Consider the following 20,655-nt stretch of genomic DNA (forward strand, 5'->3'; position numbering starts at 1 on the left):
TTAAATCTTGTCTAAATCACCATTTTCAGATAAAAATATGGCTATAGATTTTGTTTTTTCAAACTGAGAGAAAATTATAATCATAATTACAGTAATAGGCACACTTAAAATCATGCCTGTTACTCCCCATATCTTACCCCAAATAGCTAAGGATAATATAGTTACTAAAGGACTTAGATTTAAAGACTTACCAAATAGTTTAGGCTCTATAATATTACCTACAATTACTTGTACTGAACCAACAGCAATTAGTACTATTAAAAAGGGAGTAAACTCTCCAAATTGTATCAAACTAAAAATTGCTGGAAAAATTGTAGCAATTAACGAACCAATGGTGGGTATATAGTTTAATAAGAAGATTAAAAAAGCCCAAAACGGTGCGCTGTCTACGCCTACAATTAATAAAACAATATAACTTAAAACACCTGTAAGTAAGCTTACATAGGTTTTTAAACGCAAGTAATTTGAAATAGAATATTCAATTTTTGTTAACATTAATTGCATACTTGTATGCTTATCTTCTTTTCTTTCAAATACTTTAACAAGTTTCTTTTTAAAACTACTTTCTTCTAAGAAGATAAATAAGGCATAGATGATAATCATAAAAGTATCGCCTAATAAACTACTAATACCGTTAGCAATATCTCCTAAAACCGATCCGTAATTAAAATCACCAATTACCGATTTTACTGATTTTATGATATCAATATGAAAATAAGTATCTAAACTTTTAATAGTTGCATCAATATTTGGCTCATATTTGGAGTATGATGTTGATAAATTTGTAATACTATTGGTAATAATTTCAGAAACAAAACCAAAACCCAATACAATAAAAGTAAATACAAAAACATTACTTAACCAACTAGGAATAAATTTTTTAGCAAACGGTATTTTGTAAATTGTTTTACGAATTTCACGTGTTAGAAACCAAAAAATTATGGCAAATATAAACGGTATTAAAATTCCTTTACCAACAACTAAAACAGCTATGATTGCAACAAAAATAATAATGAAGTTTGTAGAATTTTTCATACACTTATATTAATTAGTACGTATCCATGTTGCTGGATTTAACTTAGTAACATTTTTTGATAAAATAAAAAGTAACGTGGTTTTACCTGAAATTTTGTCGGTAAAAACCTTTCCTATTTTATCGCCTGTTTTTATTATACTACCCTTTTTAACATACACATTTTCAAGATTATTATAAGAGGATATATAACTACCATGTTGTATTAATACTGATTTTTTACCACCAGATTGCGATTGTAATGCTAATACTTTACCGTTAAATATACTTTTAGCATCTGTATTTTTTTTGGTAACAATATGCAAGCCAGGACTGTTAATTTTTATACCAGAAAATGTTGGATGAGGTTGCACACCGTATCTTCTGGTTATAATCCCTGTAACAGGCCAAGGTAAATTTCCTTTATTTTGCTCAAATCTTGCCAGTAATTTTTTTTCGGCAGCATCTAAAACAAATCCTGTCCCACCTTTTTTAGGTTTCTTTTTTCCTTTATTAGCCTTTGCAATTGCTTCTCTAATTAAACGATCTATACGAGCTGTTATTCGTTTTTCTTCTTTGATTTTCTTCTGTAAATTTCGCTTGTATTTACTTTCTTCTTTTTTAATTTTAGAAACTAATTTTTCTTGCGATTTTTTATCAGATTCTATTTCTTCTTTTTGTGATTTTTTAGCAATAATTAATAATTCTTTGTCTTTTTTCTTTTGTATTAAAGAATCATTAAAATGTTTAATTTCATTTGCTTTTACAATGATATCTTCACCTTGTTTTTTTCGGTAATCATTGTATTGTTGCATGTATTTTAATCGCTTATAAGCTTGGTAAAAACTTTCAGAAGAGAGTAAAAACATGGTTTTACTTTGTTGCGATTTACTTTTATGGGTTTTTACAACCATATCAGCATACTCTTTTTTTAATTTTTTTAACTGCTCATTATATGTGGAAAGTTGTTTTTCGTTTAATGTTATTTCTTTTGATAGTTTTTGTGATTCTAACTCAATAACTTTTATTAAACGTTCTCTAGTATTAATTTTTTGACTTAAGTCCTTTAAATCATCTAAAGCATTCCCTTTTTCTTTTTTTGTTTTAAACAGTAAATTGTTAATCTGTTTAATTTCATTTTTTAGTTTTTGATGCTTCTTTTCTAGTGTTTTTCGTTCTTGACTATAAGAGGGAAAACCTATTAAAAAAACACTTAAAAATGAGATATATAAAACAGTTTTTTTCATTATAATTTTATTTCTTTATAACCTTTAGGCATTTTAAAATCAACATTTAACTTAGTATTAAAATCAACAGATCGAGTTGAAATATCAATATTTGTATAGCTATTGTTTTGTTTTGCGTTGATTTTTATCTTTTCTGGAAATAACACTCCTTTTTTATTTAAAAATTTAGGGTATGCTATATCTAAACGTTGATTTTTTTTTGTGCTTACAACCGATTGTTTATTTAATTTGTAATGAAGTGAATTTACATAAAAAAAGAGATTAAATAATTCGGATTGTTTTTTTGGGGTAAGTTGATACGATTTATCTGTAATTGTTACAGCATGTCTTTTTTGTCTTACATTAAATAACGATTCTCCTAACAACATATTTTGTAGTTGCTTGAAATTAATATCGGTACCTAATAATTTTTTGAGCATTGAAAAATCGCCATCAAAATAGTTTTTATAAAAAGGCGAATAGAATTGCACTTTTGTAGGCGTAATTTTGGCTTTAAAAACAGTTATATATTTGGTTCCTTTAAGCCAAATTACTTCATCTTTTTTAATTTTCATTCGTATTTTAAAGCCTACTTTTTCTTTATTACTTTTATAGTTTACTTTTAAACGAGCATCTACGGTTTTCTCATCAAAATTAGCATTAGTATGTTTTTTTGCTACTCTACGAGCAGACATTTCTTTAATTATGGTTGGTTTATTTGCTATGTTTTTACTCGACTTACACGAAGAAAAACTTAAAAATAAAACAATAAGTAGGGTAACGTATTTCATAAAATTTATAAAAGGAAAACTATTTTAGCGTTTTTTCGGCTTTATTTTTAAAAAATGAAGCTTTTTTAGTATCATTTAATTTTTGATAAGCTTTTGCCATTTCAAAATAAAATTGTGCTTCAATTTTAGTGTTATCAATTACAAAATCAATGCCGTTTTGTAAACTTTGTAGCGCTTTCTTATATTGATGATTATTGTTAAGTGCTTTACCGTTCATTAAATAGACAAAAGGCTGTGCCGGAAATAAGGTTAAACCTTGCTCACTATATTTTAATAAATCAGTATGAGTATTTATATGTAACTTATTTAATAAAGGTTTTAAGTTTGCAAATGTTTTTTCTTTTTCAAAAATTACACGTAAATCTGCGTTTACAATGTTTTTAGGTGTTTTTTTAACTTTATTGATTGTTTGATTATTCAATCTTTCTTCAATTCTTCGAAGTCTTGAATCTAATAATTTTTCGTTTCTTAGTTCTGATAAGACTTTTTTAGCTGAAGCTACATCACGATTTTGAAGATGCAAATAGACAAGTACTCTTTTTTTCTTCGGATGTTTTTTTGCAAGTTGTTTTTGAACTGTTACGGCTTGCTTAAAATCTGCAGTTCTTCGTAAAATAGCAACCTTATGTTCAAGCATCCAAAGATTACCTTCCTCTATATTTAAAGATAAATCGATGTATTCTAAAGCTTCAATATTTCTACCTAATTTTAAATAATTTTTAGAAAGTTCAAATAAAACAGCCGTATCATCAGGTGTTATTTCATTGCAGTTGTTTAAATATTCAATGGCTTTTTTGTGATTGAAAACAGCTTTTTGTGAAAGCGCTTTAAAAAAGTTTTCTTGAAAATCGATATTGTTTTTTTCGTTAATAGCTATAACACCAGGAATACTGTCTTGTGAATAACATATAAAGGCGTAAAAAATCAAGAAAAAAGATAAAAACATCTTAATTCTTGATTTTTTATGGATTGTTTTACTATGTAAGTTCTGTATAATCACCTATACTGACCGATGTATAATTAGCATTGTATTTTGCATGATTACCAATCATTGCATTATCTAATTTTGCGTTAGATATATGAACGTTTGTTTGAATTAATGAGTTTACAATTGTTGAGTTTTCAACAACACTATTTTCACCAATTGAAACAAAAGGTCCAATTTTTGTGTTTTTTAAAACCACATTTTTACCTACAAAACAAGGTTGTATTATTTCTGAGTTTTCTAATACAACGTCGTTAGCAACTAAATTGTTGCCATCAGCTTGCTCAAAACCTAAAACTTGCTTATTGGTATCAACCGTTGGATCTTTTTTACCACAATCCATCCAAGCATCTACTTTACCAGGTATAAATTTTGCACCTTGTTGTTTTAAAGACTCTAAAACCTCTGTTAATTGAAATTCACCTGAAGGGCGAATATCATTATCAATTAAATGCTTTATTTCTTCACGAAGCTTATCACCATCTTTAAAGTAGTAAATTCCAATAATTGCTAGATCAGAAACAAACTCTTTCGGTTTTTCAACAAAATCAGTAATGAATCCGTCTTTTAATTTCACCACACCAAAAGCACTTGGGTCTGCTACTTGCTTTACCCAAATAGCACCATCTGCGTTAGCATCTAACGTAAAATCAGCTTTAAATAAAGTGTCTGCAAAAGCCACAACGCACGAGCCGTTTAATGATTTTTTAGCGCAATAAATAGCATGCGCAGTTCCTAACGCTTCTTCTTGTACATATACTGATCCTTTAGCGCCTAAACTTTCGGCAATTGCTATTAATTTATCTTTAGTATCCGTAGGAAAACCTTTAGCAGCTGTACCAATTATAAAGGCAATTTCTTCTATTGGTTGGTTTACAACCGAAGTTATATCTTCAACCAAACGTTGTACAATTGGTTTACCAGCTATAACGGTTAACGGTTTTGGAGTTGTAAGTGTATGAGGTCTTAAACGAGACCCGATTCCTGCCATTGGAACGATTATCTTCATGTTTTTCTTTTCGTTTTTTAACGGTGCAATATACCATTAATAAAGCATTGAAAAAAGTTACAAACCTTCTGGTATTGCTGATATTAATGTTTTGGTATATTCGGTTTTTGGATTGTTGTAAATTTCATCAGCATCTGCAATTTCTTCAAGTTTACCTTTATTCATCACTACTAATTGGTCGGCCATGTATTTTACTACCGATAAATCATGAGAAATAAAGATATAGGTAAAGTTAAACGCTGCTTTTAATTGATTTAATAAATTTAAAACCTGTGCCTGTACTGATACATCTAAAGCAGAAACAGACTCATCACAAATAATTAATTTTGGCTTTAAAGCAATGGTACGTGCTATACCAATTCGTTGACGTTGTCCGCCAGAAAATTCATGCGGATATCTATAAAAGTGCTCTTTTTCTAACCCAACTTTCTCTAATAATTCGCATACATATTCTTTTCGTTCTTTTGATGATTTTAAAATATTATGAACTTTCATGGGCTCCAGAATAGCGCTACCAACTGTAATTCTTGGATTTAAAGAAGAAAAAGGATCTTGAAATATAATTTGAATTTCTTTCCTTAATTTTTTAAAACCAGATTTTGAAAGTTTTGTAATATCTACTCCGTTATAAATTATTTCTCCTGAAGTTGCGTTTTCTAATCGTAAAATAGTTCTGCTTAACGTGGTTTTTCCACAACCGCTCTCCCCTACTAAACCTAAAGTTTCACCTTCATAAATTTTAAAAGATACATTATTAACTGCTTTTACAATTGTTGGTTTTGTAAACCAAGAAGCATTAGAAATAAAATTTTTGTGCAAGTTTTTAATTTCTAATAACGGCGATTTTTTGTAAATTTTTTGCTGAAATTCAGCACGTTCACTATCAGAATAAACAGTTTTATTTACCGTATTATTAATAAAATCGTTAACCGTTGGTAATATTTTAAAACGCTTTTTAGTATTCGGTTTTGAGTTTATAAGTGCCTTGGTATAGTTTTCTGTCGGATTCATAAAAACCTGATCAACTTTACCTTGTTCAACAATTTTTCCTTTATGCATTACTACTACGTTGTTTGCAATTTCAGAAACCAAAGCCAAATCATGAGAAATAAAAATAATTCCCATTTTATACTCTTGTTGTAATTCTTTTAAAAGTAAAATTATTTCTTTTTGAACCGTAACATCTAAAGCTGTTGTAGGTTCATCGGCAATTAAAAGTTTTGGTTTGCAAGCAATTGCCATAGCAATCATAACCCGTTGTTTTTGTCCGCCACTTATTTGGTGTGGATAGGAGTTAAAAATAGTTTCAGTTCTAGGAAGTTTTACTTTTTTAAAAAGTGAAATAACCTCTTCTTTTATTTGTTTATTTGATAGATTGGTATGCTGTTCTAAAATTTCAGAAACCTGAGTACCACAAGTTAAGGTAGGGTTTAAAGAACTCATAGGTTCTTGAAAAATCATGGCTATTTCACTCCCTCTAATTTTTTGAAAATTATTGTTGTTGTAGGTCAATAAATTTTGCTTTTCAAACAGAATTTCTCCTTTAATATTTGCAAATTTAGGAAGCAGCCCTAAAATAGCTAAAGAAGTTACTGATTTTCCGCTTCCACTTTCTCCAACAATACCCACAATTTCGTTTTGTAATATATTAAAAGAAACATTTTGAATAATTGCAGGAGCATTTTTAAAACTTATTGCTAAATTTTTAACTTGAAGCATTGGTGTAATTTTTAATAAAAATACGATTTATATTTATATTTAACTTTTAAAAAGTACTTTGAGTTGTAGTTTGTTGATTTTTAGATAAAAACACTAAACCTAGTATTTGTATAGGGTTAAGAGGTATTTTTTCGCTTTGGTTTTATTGAAAATGTATTTTTTTGTGTGTAAAAATATCATTTTTTGTATTTTTTTATATATTTGTCGTCTATTTATTAAAAATTTAAGAGTTTTTAATGTAATTATATTAAGTTGTAATTTTTATTTTTAATAGATAAAACTAACTTTATAACCCTTCAAAAAATGAAACACAAGTACTTAAAAAGTCTTGTATTAGCTGGTGTTGTTTTAGGATTAAATTTCCAAACACAAGCTCAAGACAAAAACGAAGTAGCTAAAATTCGTAGTAATTATGATTTAGCAAAACTTCAAAAAATCAAAGGAGATTTTCAAAAGACTTCAAAAAGAGAAAAGGCATTAGCCGTACAATTAGCAAAACAAAAAGGTTGGAAAACTAAATTTACAACAAGTAAAGGTAATTTAGTTGAATTACAAAGAGTTGTAAACGGAAAACCAATTTACTATACAACTTACAATGTTGATGCTGCTAAATCTACAAGAACAAACCATTTAAATTCAGGCGGATCATTAGGTTTAAATTTAATGGGACAAGGAATGACTGCTCATGTTTGGGATGGTGGTTTAGCAAGAATAACGCATCAAGAATATGATGGTGCCGGAGGAAATAATCGTTTTTCTGTTGGTGATGGTACTACGGCAAGACATTATCATGCTGCTCACGTAACAGGAACGATTATGGCTTCAGGTGTAGTAGCTAATGCAAAAGGTATGGCACCACATTCAAAAGCAATCGGTTATGATTGGAATAACGATAAAACAGAAGTTACCAATGCGGTAGCTGGTGGAATGTTAATTTCTAATCACTCTTATGGTTTTGCAACTAGAAACCAACAAGGCCAAGTACAATTACCTCAAAATTATTTTGGAGGTTATATTGATGAAGCTAGAGATTGGGATCAAATTTTATTCAATGCTCCAAACTATTTAATGGTGGTAGCAGCGGGTAACGATGGTAGTGATAATACTGCAAATAACAACCCAACAGGAGGTTATGGTTTTGATAAATTAACAGGGCATTCAGTTTCTAAAAATAACTTAGTAGTAGCCAATGCTCAAGACGCAAATGTTGATGCAAACGGAAATTTAATTTCAGTAGTAATTGCACCTAGTAGTAGTGAAGGTCCTACGGATGATTTTCGTATAAAACCAGATATTACCGGTAATGGTTCAGGAGTATATTCTACTTATGAAAGTAGCGATACTGCTTATAACTCAATTACAGGTACTTCAATGGCATCACCAAATGTTGCAGGATCTTTATTATTGTTACAACAACATTATAAAAATCTAAACAGTGGTGATTTTATGAGAGCTGCTACTTTAAAAGGATTGGCTTTACATACTGCTGATGATGCTGGTGCTACAGGGCCAGATGCTGTTTTTGGATGGGGATTATTACACACAAAAAGAGCTGCAGAAGCAATTACAAACAAAGGAAACGAGTCTAAAATAGAAGAATTAACGTTAAACTCTGGTCAAACATATACAATTACTGTTGATGCTGATGGAGTTAATCCATTATTGGCATCAATATCTTGGACTGACAGACCAGGTACAGCTACTTCAACAGTAAATGCTACAACACCAGTTTTAGTAAATGATTTAGATATTAGAGTTTCTAAAAATGGAAACACATTTTTACCATACGAGTTAACAGGAGCAACTACGAGTGCAAAAAGAGACAATAATGTAGATCCTTTTGAAAGAGTTGATGTTACAGGAGCTTCAGGCACATATACAATTACCGTAACCCACAAAGGTTCTTTAGTTGGTGGTAGCCAAAATTACTCATTAATTGTAACAGGTATTACAGGTACACCAGTTGTGTGTAATGCAACAGTACCAACAGGAGTTACAGTTTCAGGAGTTTCTGACACAGGCGCAACGATAAATTGGGCAACAGTTACAGGTGCAACGTACGATGTTAAATATAAAGCTACGTCAGCTTCATCTTGGTCAACTAGTACAGTATCAACAACAACAAAAGTGTTAACTGGTTTAACAGCTTCAACTCAATACGAAGTACAAGTGCGTAGTAAATGTTCTTCAGGAAACTCAAATTATAGTACATCTGTAAACTTTACAACACCAGCAGTTGTAATTTCTTATTGTAACTCAAAAGGAGCAAGTGTAAATGATGAGTATATTCAAAAAGTTGAATTAGGTACTATAAGTAATACTTCAACTGGTGGGAATGGATATTCTGATTTTACCTCGATAACAACAAACTTATCAAAAGGAGAATCTAATACTATTACAATAACTCCAAAATGGACAGGCACTGTTTATGATGAAGGTTATGGAGTTTGGATTGATTATAATCAAGATGGAGATTTTTCTGATGCAGGAGAAACAGTTTGGACAAAAGCAAAATCTAAAACAACTCCAGTAAGTGGATCGTTTACAGTACCTACATCAGCACTAAACGGAGCAACAAGAATGCGAGTGGTATTAAAATACAATGCAACACCAACAGCATGTGAGGCTTCTATTCAATATGGTGAAGTAGAAGACTATACCGTAGTAATTGGAAATTCTCAGGCAGATACTACTGCACCAACTGCACCAACTAGTTTAACAGCATCAAGTGTAACACAAACTACTTTAACGTTAAACTGGTCAGCATCTACAGATAATGTAGCAGTTACAGAATATGATGTATATCAAGGAGCAACAATAATAGGATCAACAGCAAATACATCAGCAAATATTACAGGTTTAACAGCAGCAACTACTTATACTTTTTCTGTAAAAGCAAAAGATGCTGCTGATAATGTTTCAACTTCGAGTAATGTTGTAAATGTGACAACTTTATCAAATCAAGTTAGTTACTGTGCTTCTAAAGGAAACAGATCAAGTTATGAGTGGATTGATAATGTAGAATTAGGAGGTATGACCAATGCATCGGCAGGAAATAATGGTTATGGAGATTTTACATCAAAAGTAGCTACTTTAGCTAAAGGTAGTTCTAATCAAATGGTTGTAAGTGCTGGTTTTTCAGGAACTGCTTATAATGAGCACTGGGCTGTTTGGATTGATTTTAATCAAGATGGTACATTTGCAGATAGTGAAAAAGTAGTTTCAGGATCTTCATCAAGTGCTAATAACTTAACAGCAACAGTTGCTGTTCCGTCTGGAGCATTATTAGGACAAACAAGAATGCGTGTTTCAATGAAATATAATGCTGCACAAACGTCATGTGAAACTTTTGCAGATGGTGAAGTAGAAGATTATACTGTAAACATTACAGCATCAACAGCTAATTTTAATACTATTTTTACAGACATAAGCAATGCAGAAAACTTAGGAAATGAAGCAACCGTAAATATAACGGCATATCCTAATCCTGCAATTGATAATGTTCAGGTTAAATTAGCATCTAAAGCTAAAAATGTAACTTATAAAGTTGTAAACGTAGTAGGTCGTGTAGTACAAAAAGGACGCTTAAATTCATTAAATAACTTAAATGTTTCGAGCCTAATGAAAGGTGTATATATTTTAGAAGTTAATGATGGTCAAAAAATATTAAAAACTAAATTGATAAAAAAATAAGAAGACTTTCTTACTTAAATAAATAAAACCCGAGCAATTGCTCGGGTTTTTTGTTTCTTTGCATAAAATTTAGAATATGAATTACCTATCAGTTGAAGGCATAGCAAAAGCATACGGAGAAAAAGTACTGTTTGATAACATTTCTTTCGGAATTAACAAAGATCAAAAAATAGCTTTTGTTGCTAAAAATGGTAGTGGAAAAACTTCTATTTTAAATATTGTTGCCGGAATAGATGAGCCAGATTCTGGGCAAGTAGTTAGTAGAAAAGGAATCGATATCGCATATTTATCGCAAGCGGATAATCACAATCCTGATTTAACCATTGAAGAAACTATTTTTTCTACTGATAATAAAGTTTTATCAGTAATAAAACAATACGAAAAAGCAGTACAAAATCCTGATAATGCAGATGCGTTTCAAGAAGCTTTTGAGCTAATGGAACAATACAATGCGTGGGATTTTGAAACGCAATACAAGCAAATACTATCTAAATTAAAGCTAGACAACTTACAGTTAAAAGTAGGAAAGCTTTCTGGTGGACAAAAAAAACGATTAGCACTTGCCATTGTATTAATTAAAAAACCAGATTTATTAATTTTAGATGAGCCTACTAATCATTTAGATTTAGAAATGATTGAATGGTTAGAAGCATTTTTTGCTAAAGAAAAAATAACCTTATTTATGGTTACACACGACCGTTATTTTTTAGAACGTGTATGTAACGAGATTATCGAGTTAGATAACGGTCAACTATATAAATACAAAGGAAATTACTCATATTATTTACAAAATAAAGAAGAACGTTTAGCTTTAGAAGCCACCAATTTAGGCAAAGCAAAAAGTTTGTTTAAAAAAGAATTAGATTGGATGCGTCGCCAGCCAAAGGCTCGTACAACAAAATCTAAATCTCGTACCGATGATTTTTATGCAATTAAAGAAAAAGCACACAAACGTCGTAATGAGCACGAAGTTCAGTTAGAAATTAATATGGAACGTTTAGGAAGCAAAATTATTGAGCTTCATAAAATGAAGAAATCATTTGATGATAAAGTAATTTTAGACGGATTTGATTACGTATTTAAACGAGGAGAACGTATTGGTATTATAGGTAAAAATGGTACTGGTAAATCATCTTTTTTAAACATGTTAACAGGAGCTATTGAGTTAGATGGCGGAAAAGTTGTAATAGGTGAAACAGTAAAGTTTGGCTATTATACCCAAAAAGGAATTACAATAAAAGAAGGGCAAAAAGTAATTGAAGTAATAAAAGAATTTGGAGAGTATATACCGTTAAGTAAAGGACGAAAAATATCTGCTGGTCAATTATTAGAACGCTTTTTATTTGATAGAAAAAAACAACACGATTTTGTTGAAAAATTAAGCGGTGGTGAACAAAAGCGTCTGTATTTATGCGCGGTTTTAATTCAAAACCCTAATTTTTTAATATTAGATGAACCTACAAACGATTTAGATGTTGTAACACTAAATGTACTAGAAAACTTTTTATTAGATTATCCAGGTAACTTAATGGTGGTTTCTCACGACCGTTATTTTATGGATAAAATCGTTGATAATTTATTTGTGTTTAGAGGCGAAGGACAAATTGATAACTTTCCTGGAAATTATTCTGATTTTAGAGCATATGAAGACTCTAAAGTAAAAGAGTATAGAGAAGCAAAAGAAGTTAAAAAAGAAGCAATAGCTCCTGTAAAAACAGCTAAAAAAGGCGTGTTAAGTTTTAACGAAAAACGTGAATGGGGTTTGTTAGAAAAAGATATTGAAAGACTTCAAAAAAAGAAAGAAACTATTGAAGGTAAGTTTAATAGAGCCGAATTTTTACCAGAAGAAATCAATGACAAATCTGTAGAACTTCAGCAAATAACCGACGATTTAGAAGAAAAAGAAGAACGTTGGTTAGAACTTTCAATGAAATTAGAAGGGGAGTAAGATTTTTTAGTTTACAGAGATTAGTATATTTGATAACCTTAATAAAATTACCAAACCTACTGTATTCTTTACTTTCTTAATATTGTTTATATAGATCTTTTTTTTGTAAATTTGTAACCAATGTATAAGGTTGTGTAATATGGTTACAAAAGAGTATTATTCGTTAAATGAAGTTTCTCAAATTTTAGGAAAGAGTAAAGAAACGCTAAGACGTTGGGATAGAGAAGGAAAATTTTCTGCTGTTAGAGAACCTATTAGTAAATATAGAATATACAAAAAAGAACAAATTAACGCTCTATTAGCACAGTTATCTATTGATTATGAAGATACAGTAGACAACTTTATAGCACCAGTTAAAGAATTTAAAGTTTTAGAATTATTTGCTGGAGCAGGAGGTTTGGCTGTAGGTTTGGAAAAAGCAGGAATAAAATGTGTAGCTCTAAATGAGATTGATAAATGGGCTTGCCAAACGTTAAGAGAAAATAGACCGAATTGGAATGTACTTGAGGGAGATATTAAATCTTTTGATTTTACAGAATATAATAATCAAGTAGATATCGTTACTGGCGGATTTCCTTGTCAAGCGTTTAGTTATGCTGGGAAAAAATTAGGTCTTCAAGACGCAAGAGGTACGCTTTTTTATGAATTCGCAAGAGTTGTAAAAGAGGTGAATCCTCTTATTTGTATTGGAGAAAATGTAAAAGGATTACTGTCTCACGAAAAAGGAAAAACAATAGAGGGAATGATTTCAATTTTAGATGAAATTGGCTATAATGTTGTTCCTGTACAAGTTTTAAAAGCTATCAATTATAAAGTTCCTCAAAAACGAGAACGTGTAATTTTAGTCGGAATTAGAAAGGATATTGATTTGAAATATGAATATCCGAAACCACATAACAAAATTTATAACTTAGTTGATGCTCTAAAAAAAGGAGAGTTATATGATTGTAATGTTCCAAAATCTGAAGGTTCAAAATACCCCGATCATAAAAAGGCTGTTTTAGATTTAGTTCCTCAAAAAGGATATTGGAGAAATTTACCTTTAGATATTCAAAAGGAATATATGGGGAAAAGTTTTTATTTAGGAGGAGGAAAGACAGGTATTGCACGTAGAATAGGTTGGGATGAACCAAGTTTAACGCTTACTTGTAGTCCAGCTCAAAAACAAACTGAAAGATGTCATCCAGAAGAAACACGTCCTTTTACAGTAAGAGAATATGCAAGAATACAAACTTTTCCAGATGATTGGAAGTTTATGGGGTCAATTTCGCAACAATATAAGCAAATTGGAAATGCAGTTCCTTGTAATTTAGGAAGAGAAATAGGTTATTCGATAATTAAATTCTTAAATACTCACTATTTAAGCTTATCAAAACCTACATAATAACTGTAGTTTTCAAAAGTTATTTCATCTAAGATACTCCTATTTGATTCTTTAGAACTTACAGAAATTTCTTCAAGCGCTGAGTTATTTTGCGTTTTCTCACTTTCTTGCTTTTTCAAATAGTCAGAAATGGCCTGTGGCAAAACTTGGTATAATTCAAACAAAGCGTTTTCTTTTCCTGATAACAATTTATAAAATTGATCTCCTGATATTTTATATACCCTACTGTGGCTATATTCCTTTCCGTTAATTTCGCCAAACCATTTTTCATTAAAGCTGTTTTTAGCTAAAACTTGCACCCAATAACACTTGGCTTGTTTATATGTATCTGCATATTTTGCTAATTTCTGAAACAAACTTTCAGCAGAACTACTATTCATGGTGTTGTGTTTATTTTTAATATCAGCAAATAAAGTATTATCAATTGCCTTTATATCAAATCCACTTAGATTTCCTATTTCAAAACCTGTAATTCCCCCTAGTATTTCTTCATGGAAAGTTCCAATAGAGTTGTTGGTAGATTTATCTATTTGGCGATTTATTTCGGTTTTAATCAATGTTTCTTCATCTAAATCATTGAATTTAGCGTCAAAAGTTAATTTGATAGTATCAATTTTGTTTTTGTAGAACTTCTTCTTGCTTATATTAGCTTTGGCTTTTAAATACGATTTATAAAGATTCTCAATACAAGATATTAGGTGTTCATCAGATATAAAACTTAAATATTTATTAGCCATATTTCAATTCATCTTTTAAAGAATACGAATTTAGAGAATATTATTGATTTTTTCATATGTCTTTCATAAATCGAATTATTGTACCTCTATCTGTTTAAAAACGTTTTGTAAAAATGTACAGCCAGTTTATACAGTCACAATGTTTTTAACATCTAACATTGGTTTATTTAAAAAACGCAAAACCAATTGTGCTACGGCTATGGTATCGCGTTCGCAATATTGCACAATACGAGGCAAGTTTTTTTCTTGATAATACACTTTGGCAACCTCGCTGCCGTCAATGTCTTGTTTGGGCGAAGGAATGCCTAAAATAGATGTTAGTAGTCTTAAAGATGTATAATGTTTATAATCACCAAATTTCCACAAATCTAAAGTATCTAAATGCGGAATTTCCCATGGTTTTTTACCAAAGAAGTTCAGTTTTTTAGGTAAATTAATTCGATTGATAATCATTCGACGTGCGATGTAAGGAAAATCAAATTCTTTACCATTGTGTGCACATAATATATGTTTATTTTGGTTAAAGTGCTTATCAAGTAATTCTTTAAAGTTGTTTAAAATTAATGCTTCGTCATCTCCCGAAAACGAAGTAATTCTTAATTGATTTGTTCCATTATTTTCAACAAAATATCCTACTGATATACATATTATTTTTCCAAATTCAGCCCAAATACCAGCCCGATGGTAAAAATCTTCAACATTTATTTCATCCTTTCGTTGATATTGAGTTTTTAAAGCATACAATTCTTTTTTTTCATCAGATAAATCAGCAAATAATTCCACTTCAGGAACAGTTTCGATATCTAAAAATAAGATATTCTGTAAGTTAATTTTACCTAGCATTTTTTATTTCTTTTTTTAAAGATACAAAAACCACTATTAATTGTTTGCCTCAGAAAAAAATAGATTTAAGTAAATGTTTATGAAAGATTAAATGAATGTTAAGTTAAACAAGAGTTAATAGGGTTTATAATATTATGGTTACTTTTGGATAACAGAATATAAATGAACTATGAATACGAACGATGTTAAAATTTTATTAGTCGATGATGAACCTGATATTTTAGAAATAGTTGGGTACAATTTAAAATCAGAAGGCTATCAAGTTTTTACAGCTAATAACGGTGCAGAGGCAGTAAAATTAGCTAAAAAGGTAATTCCGCATTTAATTTTATTAGATATTATGATGCCAGAAATGGACGGTATTGAGGCCTGCGAAAAAATCAGAGGAGTAAAATCGTTAGAAGATGTAATTATATCTTTTTTAACTGCTCGAGGAGAAGATTATTCGCAAATGGCAGGTTTTGATGCTGGAGCTGATGATTATATTACAAAACCAGTAAAACCAAAAATATTGGTTAGTAAAGTAAAATCACTACTAAGACGTTTAAAAACTGATGAAAAAACCGACTCAACAACTAAAGTAGGAGACATTATTATTAATAGAGATGAGTATGTGGTTTTTAAGGGTGATAAAAAAATAGCTTTACCAAGAAAAGAATTCGAATTGTTATCATTATTAACATCTAAACCAGGAAAAGTATTTAAAAGAGAAGTAATCTTAGACAGTGTTTGGGGTAATGAAGTTGTGGTAGGAGGTAGAACAATTGATGTTCATATTCGAAAACTTAGAGAAAAAATAGGAGATGATTTTTTTAAAACAGTTAAAGGTGTGGGCTATAAGTTTGTTTTAGAAGAAGAAAAATAAGAAATAAAGCTAAAAATTTTATAGATTGCTGAATAAGCAATCTATTTTTTTATAATGAATAAAATAAAAAAAACATATCGATATGCCCTTTGGTCGGCATTTTACTCTACTTCAATCTCAATAATAATAGCATTATTATCATATTTTCTTTTAATTAACCGCATGGGAATAAGCGCTATAATTATTTTTGGTATTGTGATGTTTATTGCATCATTTTTTATCATTCAATATAGGGCTGAATATTTTATTTATCAAAGGATAAAAAAATTATATCAAGACATTTCTATTTTAGATGTAAATGATTTAGAAAGAAAAACGGTAACTACTGATGTTGAAGAACTAACAAAAAGTGTACAAAAATACGTAGAAGAAAGAAGTAAAGAAATAGCCATATTAACACAAAGAGATTCTTTTAGAAGAGATTTTTTAGGAAATGTAGCACATGAATTAAAAACACCACTTTTTACCGTACAAGGCTATATTTTAACGTTAATTGAAGGTGCTGCAGATGATGAAGAAATACGCTCTAAATATTTGAGTAGAGCAAACAAAGGGGTAGAAAGGCTAACCTCAATTATTAAAGATTTAGATATGATTGCTAAATTAGAAACTGAGGGGATGAAAATGAATGTTGAGACTTTTAATATTTTAGAGTTAATTCAAAATGTTTTTGATCTTTTTGAAATGAAAGCAAAAAAACGAAATATTACCTTAACGTTTGATCGTATCTATGATTTTCCGCACTTTGTAAAAGGGGATATAGAACGTATTGAACAAGTTTTAATTAATTTAATAGTCAACTCTATAAAATACGGAAAAGTAGGAGGAGTAACTAGAGTGAGTATAGAAAGCTATAACCCAAATAAGTTTATTATAAAAATAACAGATGACGGTGAAGGAATAAAAGAAGAACATATTTCACGATTATTTGAGCGTTTTTACCGTGTAGATCAAAGCCGTTCACGCGAACAAGGAGGTTCAGGTTTAGGTTTATCTATTGTAAAGCATATTATTGAAGCTCATAACGAAACTATTTTATTAAAAAGTGATTTTGGTAAAGGGTCTGAATTTTCATTTACTTTAGAAAAAATGATGTAAAAACTATAAAGTTTAACAGGTTGTGTAGTTGTGTAAATGTTATTGTCATTTACACAAAATTCAAAGCAATTGATACAATTTTTATTCATTGAACTGTTTTTAATGATGATATTTGTACCATAATACACATGGAAAATCATATTTGATAAATTGGGGGATTAATCAATAATGATAATTAAAAAAAAGCGCCACTTTGTTTAAAGTGACGCTTTTTTTATATAACATTATCGTTTTTACACTAAATCAAATCCAATATCTTTTCGATAATTCATTTCTTCAAAAGAAATTTTATCAATGCTTTTATAAGATTTTTCTAAGGCTTCTTCAATAGAATTACCAAAAGAAGTAACTGCCATTACTCTACCTCCGTTTGAGACTACTTTTCCTTCTTTTTCGGTAGTTCCGGCATGAAAAACGATAGAATCATTTACCGATTCGAAACCTGTAATTTCTTTACCTTTTTCATATCCTTCAGGATATCCACCAGCAACTAACATAACTGTTGTCGCTGTTTGATTGGTAACCTCGTATGATTTTTCTCCTAAAGTTTGGTTGGCAACTCCTTCAAATAAATCTACTAAATCCGATTCAATTCTTGGTAAAACAACCTCAGTTTCCGGATCTCCCATACGAACATTATATTCTACAACCGACGGATTTCCGTTATCGTTCATCAATCCGATAAATATAAATCCACGATAATCAATTCCGTCTTTTTGTAAACCATCAATAGTTGGTTTTACTACTAAATCTTCTACTTTTTGTAAAAAATCATCAGTAGCAAAAGGCACTGGAGAAATCGCTCCCATTCCACCTGTATTTAATCCAGTATCACCTTCACCAATACGTTTGTAATCTTTAGCAGAAGGTAGTATTTTATAGTTTTTTCCATCAGTTAAAACAAAAACCGAAAGTTCAATTCCGTTTAAAAATTCTTCAATAACTACGGTAGATGAAGCTTCTCCAAATTTTTGATTCGACAACATTTCTTCTAATTCTGATTTAGCTTCTTCTAAATCATTTAAAATTAAAACACCTTTACCTGCTGCCAATCCATCTGCTTTTAAAACATATGGTGGTTTTAAGGTTTCTAAGAAGCTTTTACCTTGTGTTAAGGTGTTTGCTGTAAACGATTCGTACTTTGCAGTAGGAATGTTGTGTTTTATCATAAATTGCTTCGAAAAATCTTTACTTCCTTCTAATAAAGCACCGTCTTTTTTAGGGCCAATTACAGGAATGTTTTTCAAGTCATTATCTGCTAAAAAGAAATCGTGAATTCCTGCCACTAAAGGAGCTTCAGGACCTACCACCACCATCGTAATGTTGTGTTGTAAAACCACCTCTTTTACTTTGTTAAAATCGGTAGGATTAATAGCAATATTTGTGGCTACTTTACTTGTACCTGCATTACCAGGTGCTACAAAAAGATTTTTTGTTTTGTTACTTTCTGACAGGCTTTTAGCAAATGCATGCTCTCTACCTCCAGATCCTAAAATTAAGATATTCATTATGTGTGTTGTTGCGTTGTAACTGCAAATATAAAACAAGAAAAAAGGCTATGAGCAAAACAAGTATCAAAAAAACAAAAAAGACTTCCTTTTTAGGTAAAAGAAGTCTTTTTAAAATTTATTTTTGATTATTGCCTTTCGATTAAAATATTTGCTCTAATATTTTTTGAGTAATCGCATATGTTGGTGTAACTCCACTCATACCTAAACCACCAGAAGCTAAAGTTGCACCTGTTTCTAGTGGATTATCTGATGCGTAATATGCATAACGTACTTTAATATCTTCTCGTACGTTTCCTCTAATTTTAGAGGCAGATTGTATGGCTTTTTGGTAATGTGCACCTTCCATTTCTAAACCGATAACATTCCAAGTTGAGTCGTGAAAGAAGTTTAATAAATCTTTATTTTGTAATGATGTTCCTAATACACTAACCATAGCTCCGTCAAAAACTTGTACGCCAAAACCTTCTAAATCTTGTTTTGTTAATTCATTTTTAAACGGATAATTGTCTGCAGTACCTTCAAAAATATGTGAAGAAGGAATCATAATATCTCCTTTTCCTCCTTCTAAGATGCCCGCTTTACCCATTATTGAAACTGAATCAACATTTAAATGAATTGTTTCTTTACCCGTTTTATAAGGTTTTAATAATTCATCCATCGTTTCGTAAGCTTGCTCACCAAAGGCATAATCCATCACGATAATTACAGGTTTTTCTCCTACCGAATTTACTTTTTGAAATAAAGTTGTATCAAAATCTATTTTTTCAGTATCAATAATTTGTACATTGATATTGGTTCCTGATGAATCTTTTAAATAGATTAATCCGTTTTCTGAAGCATGTTTTTTTACCGCTTTTTGTAAAGGTTGGCTATTAGCGTTACTTAATATTTCAAAAAGTTCAAAACCTTTGTGTTTTTTAACTTCTTTTGGTAGTGCTTTTTGCGCATAGATACTGTTCATAACACTATGCATGTTTGCACTAATAATATGAATAGGGCGTTCTAATAAATTATTATCTAAAAGATTCTTTTTAATGTTATTTGCCCAGATTTCACCATAAAAATGATGCCCGATTTCTTCAATTAAAACCGAACTAAATTTTACCGAGCGTTTTTGCTCTAAAAGTGCCTCGTTTATAGCTAATTTACCTAACCAATAAATAAGGTGAAAAAATCTGTTAGGATTTTCTTCTGATGCAAAGGTATTATAGGCATCGTATACCTCGTCATATGTTCTTCCTAAAATATTTCCAAGATGTACAACAATCACATCTTTTTCTTCATCGGTTAATGTTTTGTTATATAAAACAGCTTCTTCTAAATGTGTCCATTCTCTAATAAAACCTTCGCCATTATCAATAACAACGCGATCTTTAATTTTATGAGATTCGATAAATAAGAAAGTAAGGTGTGTAAGAATATCGTAAATTTCAGAACGTCCACGCGTAATTTCAATATTCATTTGATCTTTATCGATACGGTAACAGTTTCTTCTTCTTTTTGGCGGAACGATGGCTTTGAATTTTGAATTTCTATAGCCTTCATCAGCCGTTAAATAAATAAACTGGCACTCTTCAATTCCTTCAGGTAAACGTTCAATAATATAGGTCAACCCGTTTAACTCGGTTTTGTCTTCAGCGATTGATCCGTAAATTTCTGGCCTTAATTGTAATAATGATTTACGCAAAGTTTCACCAGAAATTCCCATTGGTTTATAAAAACCACGACTAAATAAATGACGCATAGAAATATATAGTTTTTCGATGGCATTGGTAGATTCTTGGGCTCTAGTACGTTCTTTATGATTTGGTTTTGACATATATTCTTTTAAAAT

Annotated in this window: 15 protein-coding genes; 5 read left to right on the top strand and 10 right to left on the bottom strand. The window is 30.3% G+C overall.

All coding sequences use genetic code 11. The features are described 5' to 3' along the window. The 6 genes from Q4586_RS01795 to Q4586_RS01820 are packed head-to-tail and all read right to left on the bottom strand — an operon-like array spanning window position 1 to window position 6,742. On the bottom strand, window positions 1-1,035 hold the full coding sequence (locus Q4586_RS01795) for an AI-2E family transporter (protein WP_303525808.1): 1,035 nt from the start codon (window positions 1,033-1,035) through the stop codon (window positions 1-3). A gap of 9 nt (window positions 1,036-1,044) precedes the next feature. Continuing rightward, the gene (locus tag Q4586_RS01800) at window positions 1,045-2,259 is read right to left on the bottom strand and encodes a murein hydrolase activator EnvC family protein (protein WP_303525810.1); all 1,215 of its coding nucleotides are present in this window, start codon (window positions 2,257-2,259) and stop codon (window positions 1,045-1,047) included. Then, the gene (gene lolB1 / locus Q4586_RS01805; RefSeq protein ID WP_303525811.1) at window positions 2,259-3,029 is read right to left on the bottom strand and encodes a lipoprotein insertase outer membrane protein LolB1; all 771 of its coding nucleotides are present in this window, start codon (window positions 3,027-3,029) and stop codon (window positions 2,259-2,261) included. The genes Q4586_RS01800 and lolB1 overlap by 1 nt, the downstream gene beginning before the upstream one ends. Window positions 3,030-3,048: 19 nt before the next feature. Beyond that, window positions 3,049-3,975 (bottom strand): tetratricopeptide repeat protein, encoded by a 927-nt coding sequence (locus tag Q4586_RS01810; protein ID WP_303525812.1) that lies wholly within the window; start codon window positions 3,973-3,975, stop codon window positions 3,049-3,051. Window positions 3,976-4,006: 31 nt separating this feature from the next. Then, on the bottom strand, window positions 4,007-5,023 hold the full coding sequence (locus Q4586_RS01815) for a sugar phosphate nucleotidyltransferase (protein ID WP_068702070.1): 1,017 nt from the start codon (window positions 5,021-5,023) through the stop codon (window positions 4,007-4,009). 57 nt (window positions 5,024-5,080) lie between these two features. Further along, window positions 5,081-6,742 carry an ABC transporter ATP-binding protein gene (locus Q4586_RS01820; protein WP_303525815.1) on the bottom strand — a complete coding sequence of 554 codons (1,662 nt, stop codon included), beginning with the start codon at window positions 6,740-6,742 and terminating at the stop codon, window positions 5,081-5,083. Between the two features lie 303 nt (window positions 6,743-7,045). On the opposite strand from Q4586_RS01820, the gene Q4586_RS01825 reads away from it, so the two are divergent. The 3 genes from Q4586_RS01825 (at window position 7,046) to dcm (ending at window position 13,767) form a co-directional block, all read left to right on the top strand. Beyond that, a complete protein-coding gene (locus tag Q4586_RS01825) occupies window positions 7,046-10,435 on the top strand; it encodes a GEVED domain-containing protein (RefSeq protein ID WP_303525818.1) in 3,390 nt (1,129 codons plus the stop codon). A gap of 76 nt (window positions 10,436-10,511) precedes the next feature. Beyond that, a complete protein-coding gene (locus Q4586_RS01830) occupies window positions 10,512-12,383 on the top strand; it encodes an ABC-F family ATP-binding cassette domain-containing protein (protein WP_068702075.1) in 1,872 nt (623 codons plus the stop codon). A gap of 139 nt (window positions 12,384-12,522) precedes the next feature. Beyond that, the gene (gene dcm / locus Q4586_RS01835) at window positions 12,523-13,767 is read left to right on the top strand and encodes a DNA (cytosine-5-)-methyltransferase (RefSeq protein WP_068702077.1); all 1,245 of its coding nucleotides are present in this window, start codon (window positions 12,523-12,525) and stop codon (window positions 13,765-13,767) included. On the opposite strand, the gene Q4586_RS01840 is transcribed toward dcm, so the two are convergent. After that, window positions 13,740-14,504, bottom strand: a complete 765-nt coding sequence (locus tag Q4586_RS01840; RefSeq protein ID WP_068702079.1) for an Eco47II family restriction endonuclease — start codon at window positions 14,502-14,504, stop codon at window positions 13,740-13,742. The two genes, dcm and Q4586_RS01840, sit on opposite strands and share 28 nt — an antisense overlap. Before the next feature lie 126 nt (window positions 14,505-14,630). Next, window positions 14,631-15,347, bottom strand: coding sequence for a 3'-5' exonuclease (locus Q4586_RS01845; RefSeq protein WP_068702081.1), 717 nt, complete (start codon window positions 15,345-15,347; stop codon window positions 14,631-14,633). Window positions 15,348-15,516: 169 nt separating this feature from the next. Between Q4586_RS01845 and Q4586_RS01850 the strand changes: the two genes are divergently transcribed. Both Q4586_RS01850 and Q4586_RS01855 read left to right on the top strand, forming a co-directional pair. Further along, a complete protein-coding gene (locus tag Q4586_RS01850) occupies window positions 15,517-16,212 on the top strand; it encodes a response regulator transcription factor (protein ID WP_068702083.1) in 696 nt (231 codons plus the stop codon). Window positions 16,213-16,266: 54 nt separating this feature from the next. Then, complete coding sequence (locus Q4586_RS01855; RefSeq protein ID WP_068702085.1) at window positions 16,267-17,310, top strand: sensor histidine kinase; 1,044 nt, start codon at window positions 16,267-16,269, stop codon at window positions 17,308-17,310. 233 nt (window positions 17,311-17,543) lie between these two features. Here the strand turns inward: Q4586_RS01855 and purD are convergent, their stop codons facing one another. Together purD and Q4586_RS01865 are read right to left on the bottom strand one after the other, a co-directional pair. Beyond that, window positions 17,544-18,818, bottom strand: a complete 1,275-nt coding sequence (gene purD / locus Q4586_RS01860; RefSeq protein WP_068702087.1) for a phosphoribosylamine--glycine ligase — start codon at window positions 18,816-18,818, stop codon at window positions 17,544-17,546. A gap of 142 nt (window positions 18,819-18,960) precedes the next feature. Beyond that, on the bottom strand, window positions 18,961-20,640 hold the full coding sequence (locus Q4586_RS01865) for a DUF6909 family protein (RefSeq protein WP_068702089.1): 1,680 nt from the start codon (window positions 20,638-20,640) through the stop codon (window positions 18,961-18,963). Between the last annotated feature and the right edge of the window lie 15 nt (window positions 20,641-20,655).

This window comes from Tenacibaculum soleae (genome assembly GCF_030549005.1).
GTDB classification, from domain to species: Bacteria; Bacteroidota; Bacteroidia; order Flavobacteriales; family Flavobacteriaceae; genus Polaribacter; species Polaribacter soleae.

Coding starts and splice junctions, on each gene's coding strand:
- Q4586_RS01825 (WP_303525818.1), top strand. CDS start 7,046: ATGAAACACAAGTACTTAAAAAGTCTTGTATTAGCTGGTGTTGTTTTA.
- Q4586_RS01845 (WP_068702081.1), bottom strand. CDS start 15,347: ATGCTAGGTAAAATTAACTTACAGAATATCTTATTTTTAGATATCGAA.
- Q4586_RS01800 (WP_303525810.1), bottom strand. CDS start 2,259: ATGAAAAAAACTGTTTTATATATCTCATTTTTAAGTGTTTTTTTAATA.
- Q4586_RS01865 (WP_068702089.1), bottom strand. CDS start 20,640: ATGTCAAAACCAAATCATAAAGAACGTACTAGAGCCCAAGAATCTACC.
- Q4586_RS01855 (WP_068702085.1), top strand. CDS start 16,267: ATGAATAAAATAAAAAAAACATATCGATATGCCCTTTGGTCGGCATTT.
- purD (WP_068702087.1), bottom strand. CDS start 18,818: ATGAATATCTTAATTTTAGGATCTGGAGGTAGAGAGCATGCATTTGCT.
- Q4586_RS01815 (WP_068702070.1), bottom strand. CDS start 5,023: ATGAAGATAATCGTTCCAATGGCAGGAATCGGGTCTCGTTTAAGACCT.
- Q4586_RS01795 (WP_303525808.1), bottom strand. CDS start 1,035: ATGAAAAATTCTACAAACTTCATTATTATTTTTGTTGCAATCATAGCT.
- Q4586_RS01830 (WP_068702075.1), top strand. CDS start 10,512: ATGAATTACCTATCAGTTGAAGGCATAGCAAAAGCATACGGAGAAAAA.
- Q4586_RS01850 (WP_068702083.1), top strand. CDS start 15,517: ATGAATACGAACGATGTTAAAATTTTATTAGTCGATGATGAACCTGAT.
- Q4586_RS01820 (WP_303525815.1), bottom strand. CDS start 6,742: ATGCTTCAAGTTAAAAATTTAGCAATAAGTTTTAAAAATGCTCCTGCA.
- dcm (WP_068702077.1), top strand. CDS start 12,523: ATGGTTACAAAAGAGTATTATTCGTTAAATGAAGTTTCTCAAATTTTA.
- Q4586_RS01810 (WP_303525812.1), bottom strand. CDS start 3,975: ATGTTTTTATCTTTTTTCTTGATTTTTTACGCCTTTATATGTTATTCA.
- Q4586_RS01840 (WP_068702079.1), bottom strand. CDS start 14,504: ATGGCTAATAAATATTTAAGTTTTATATCTGATGAACACCTAATATCT.
- lolB1 (WP_303525811.1), bottom strand. CDS start 3,029: ATGAAATACGTTACCCTACTTATTGTTTTATTTTTAAGTTTTTCTTCG.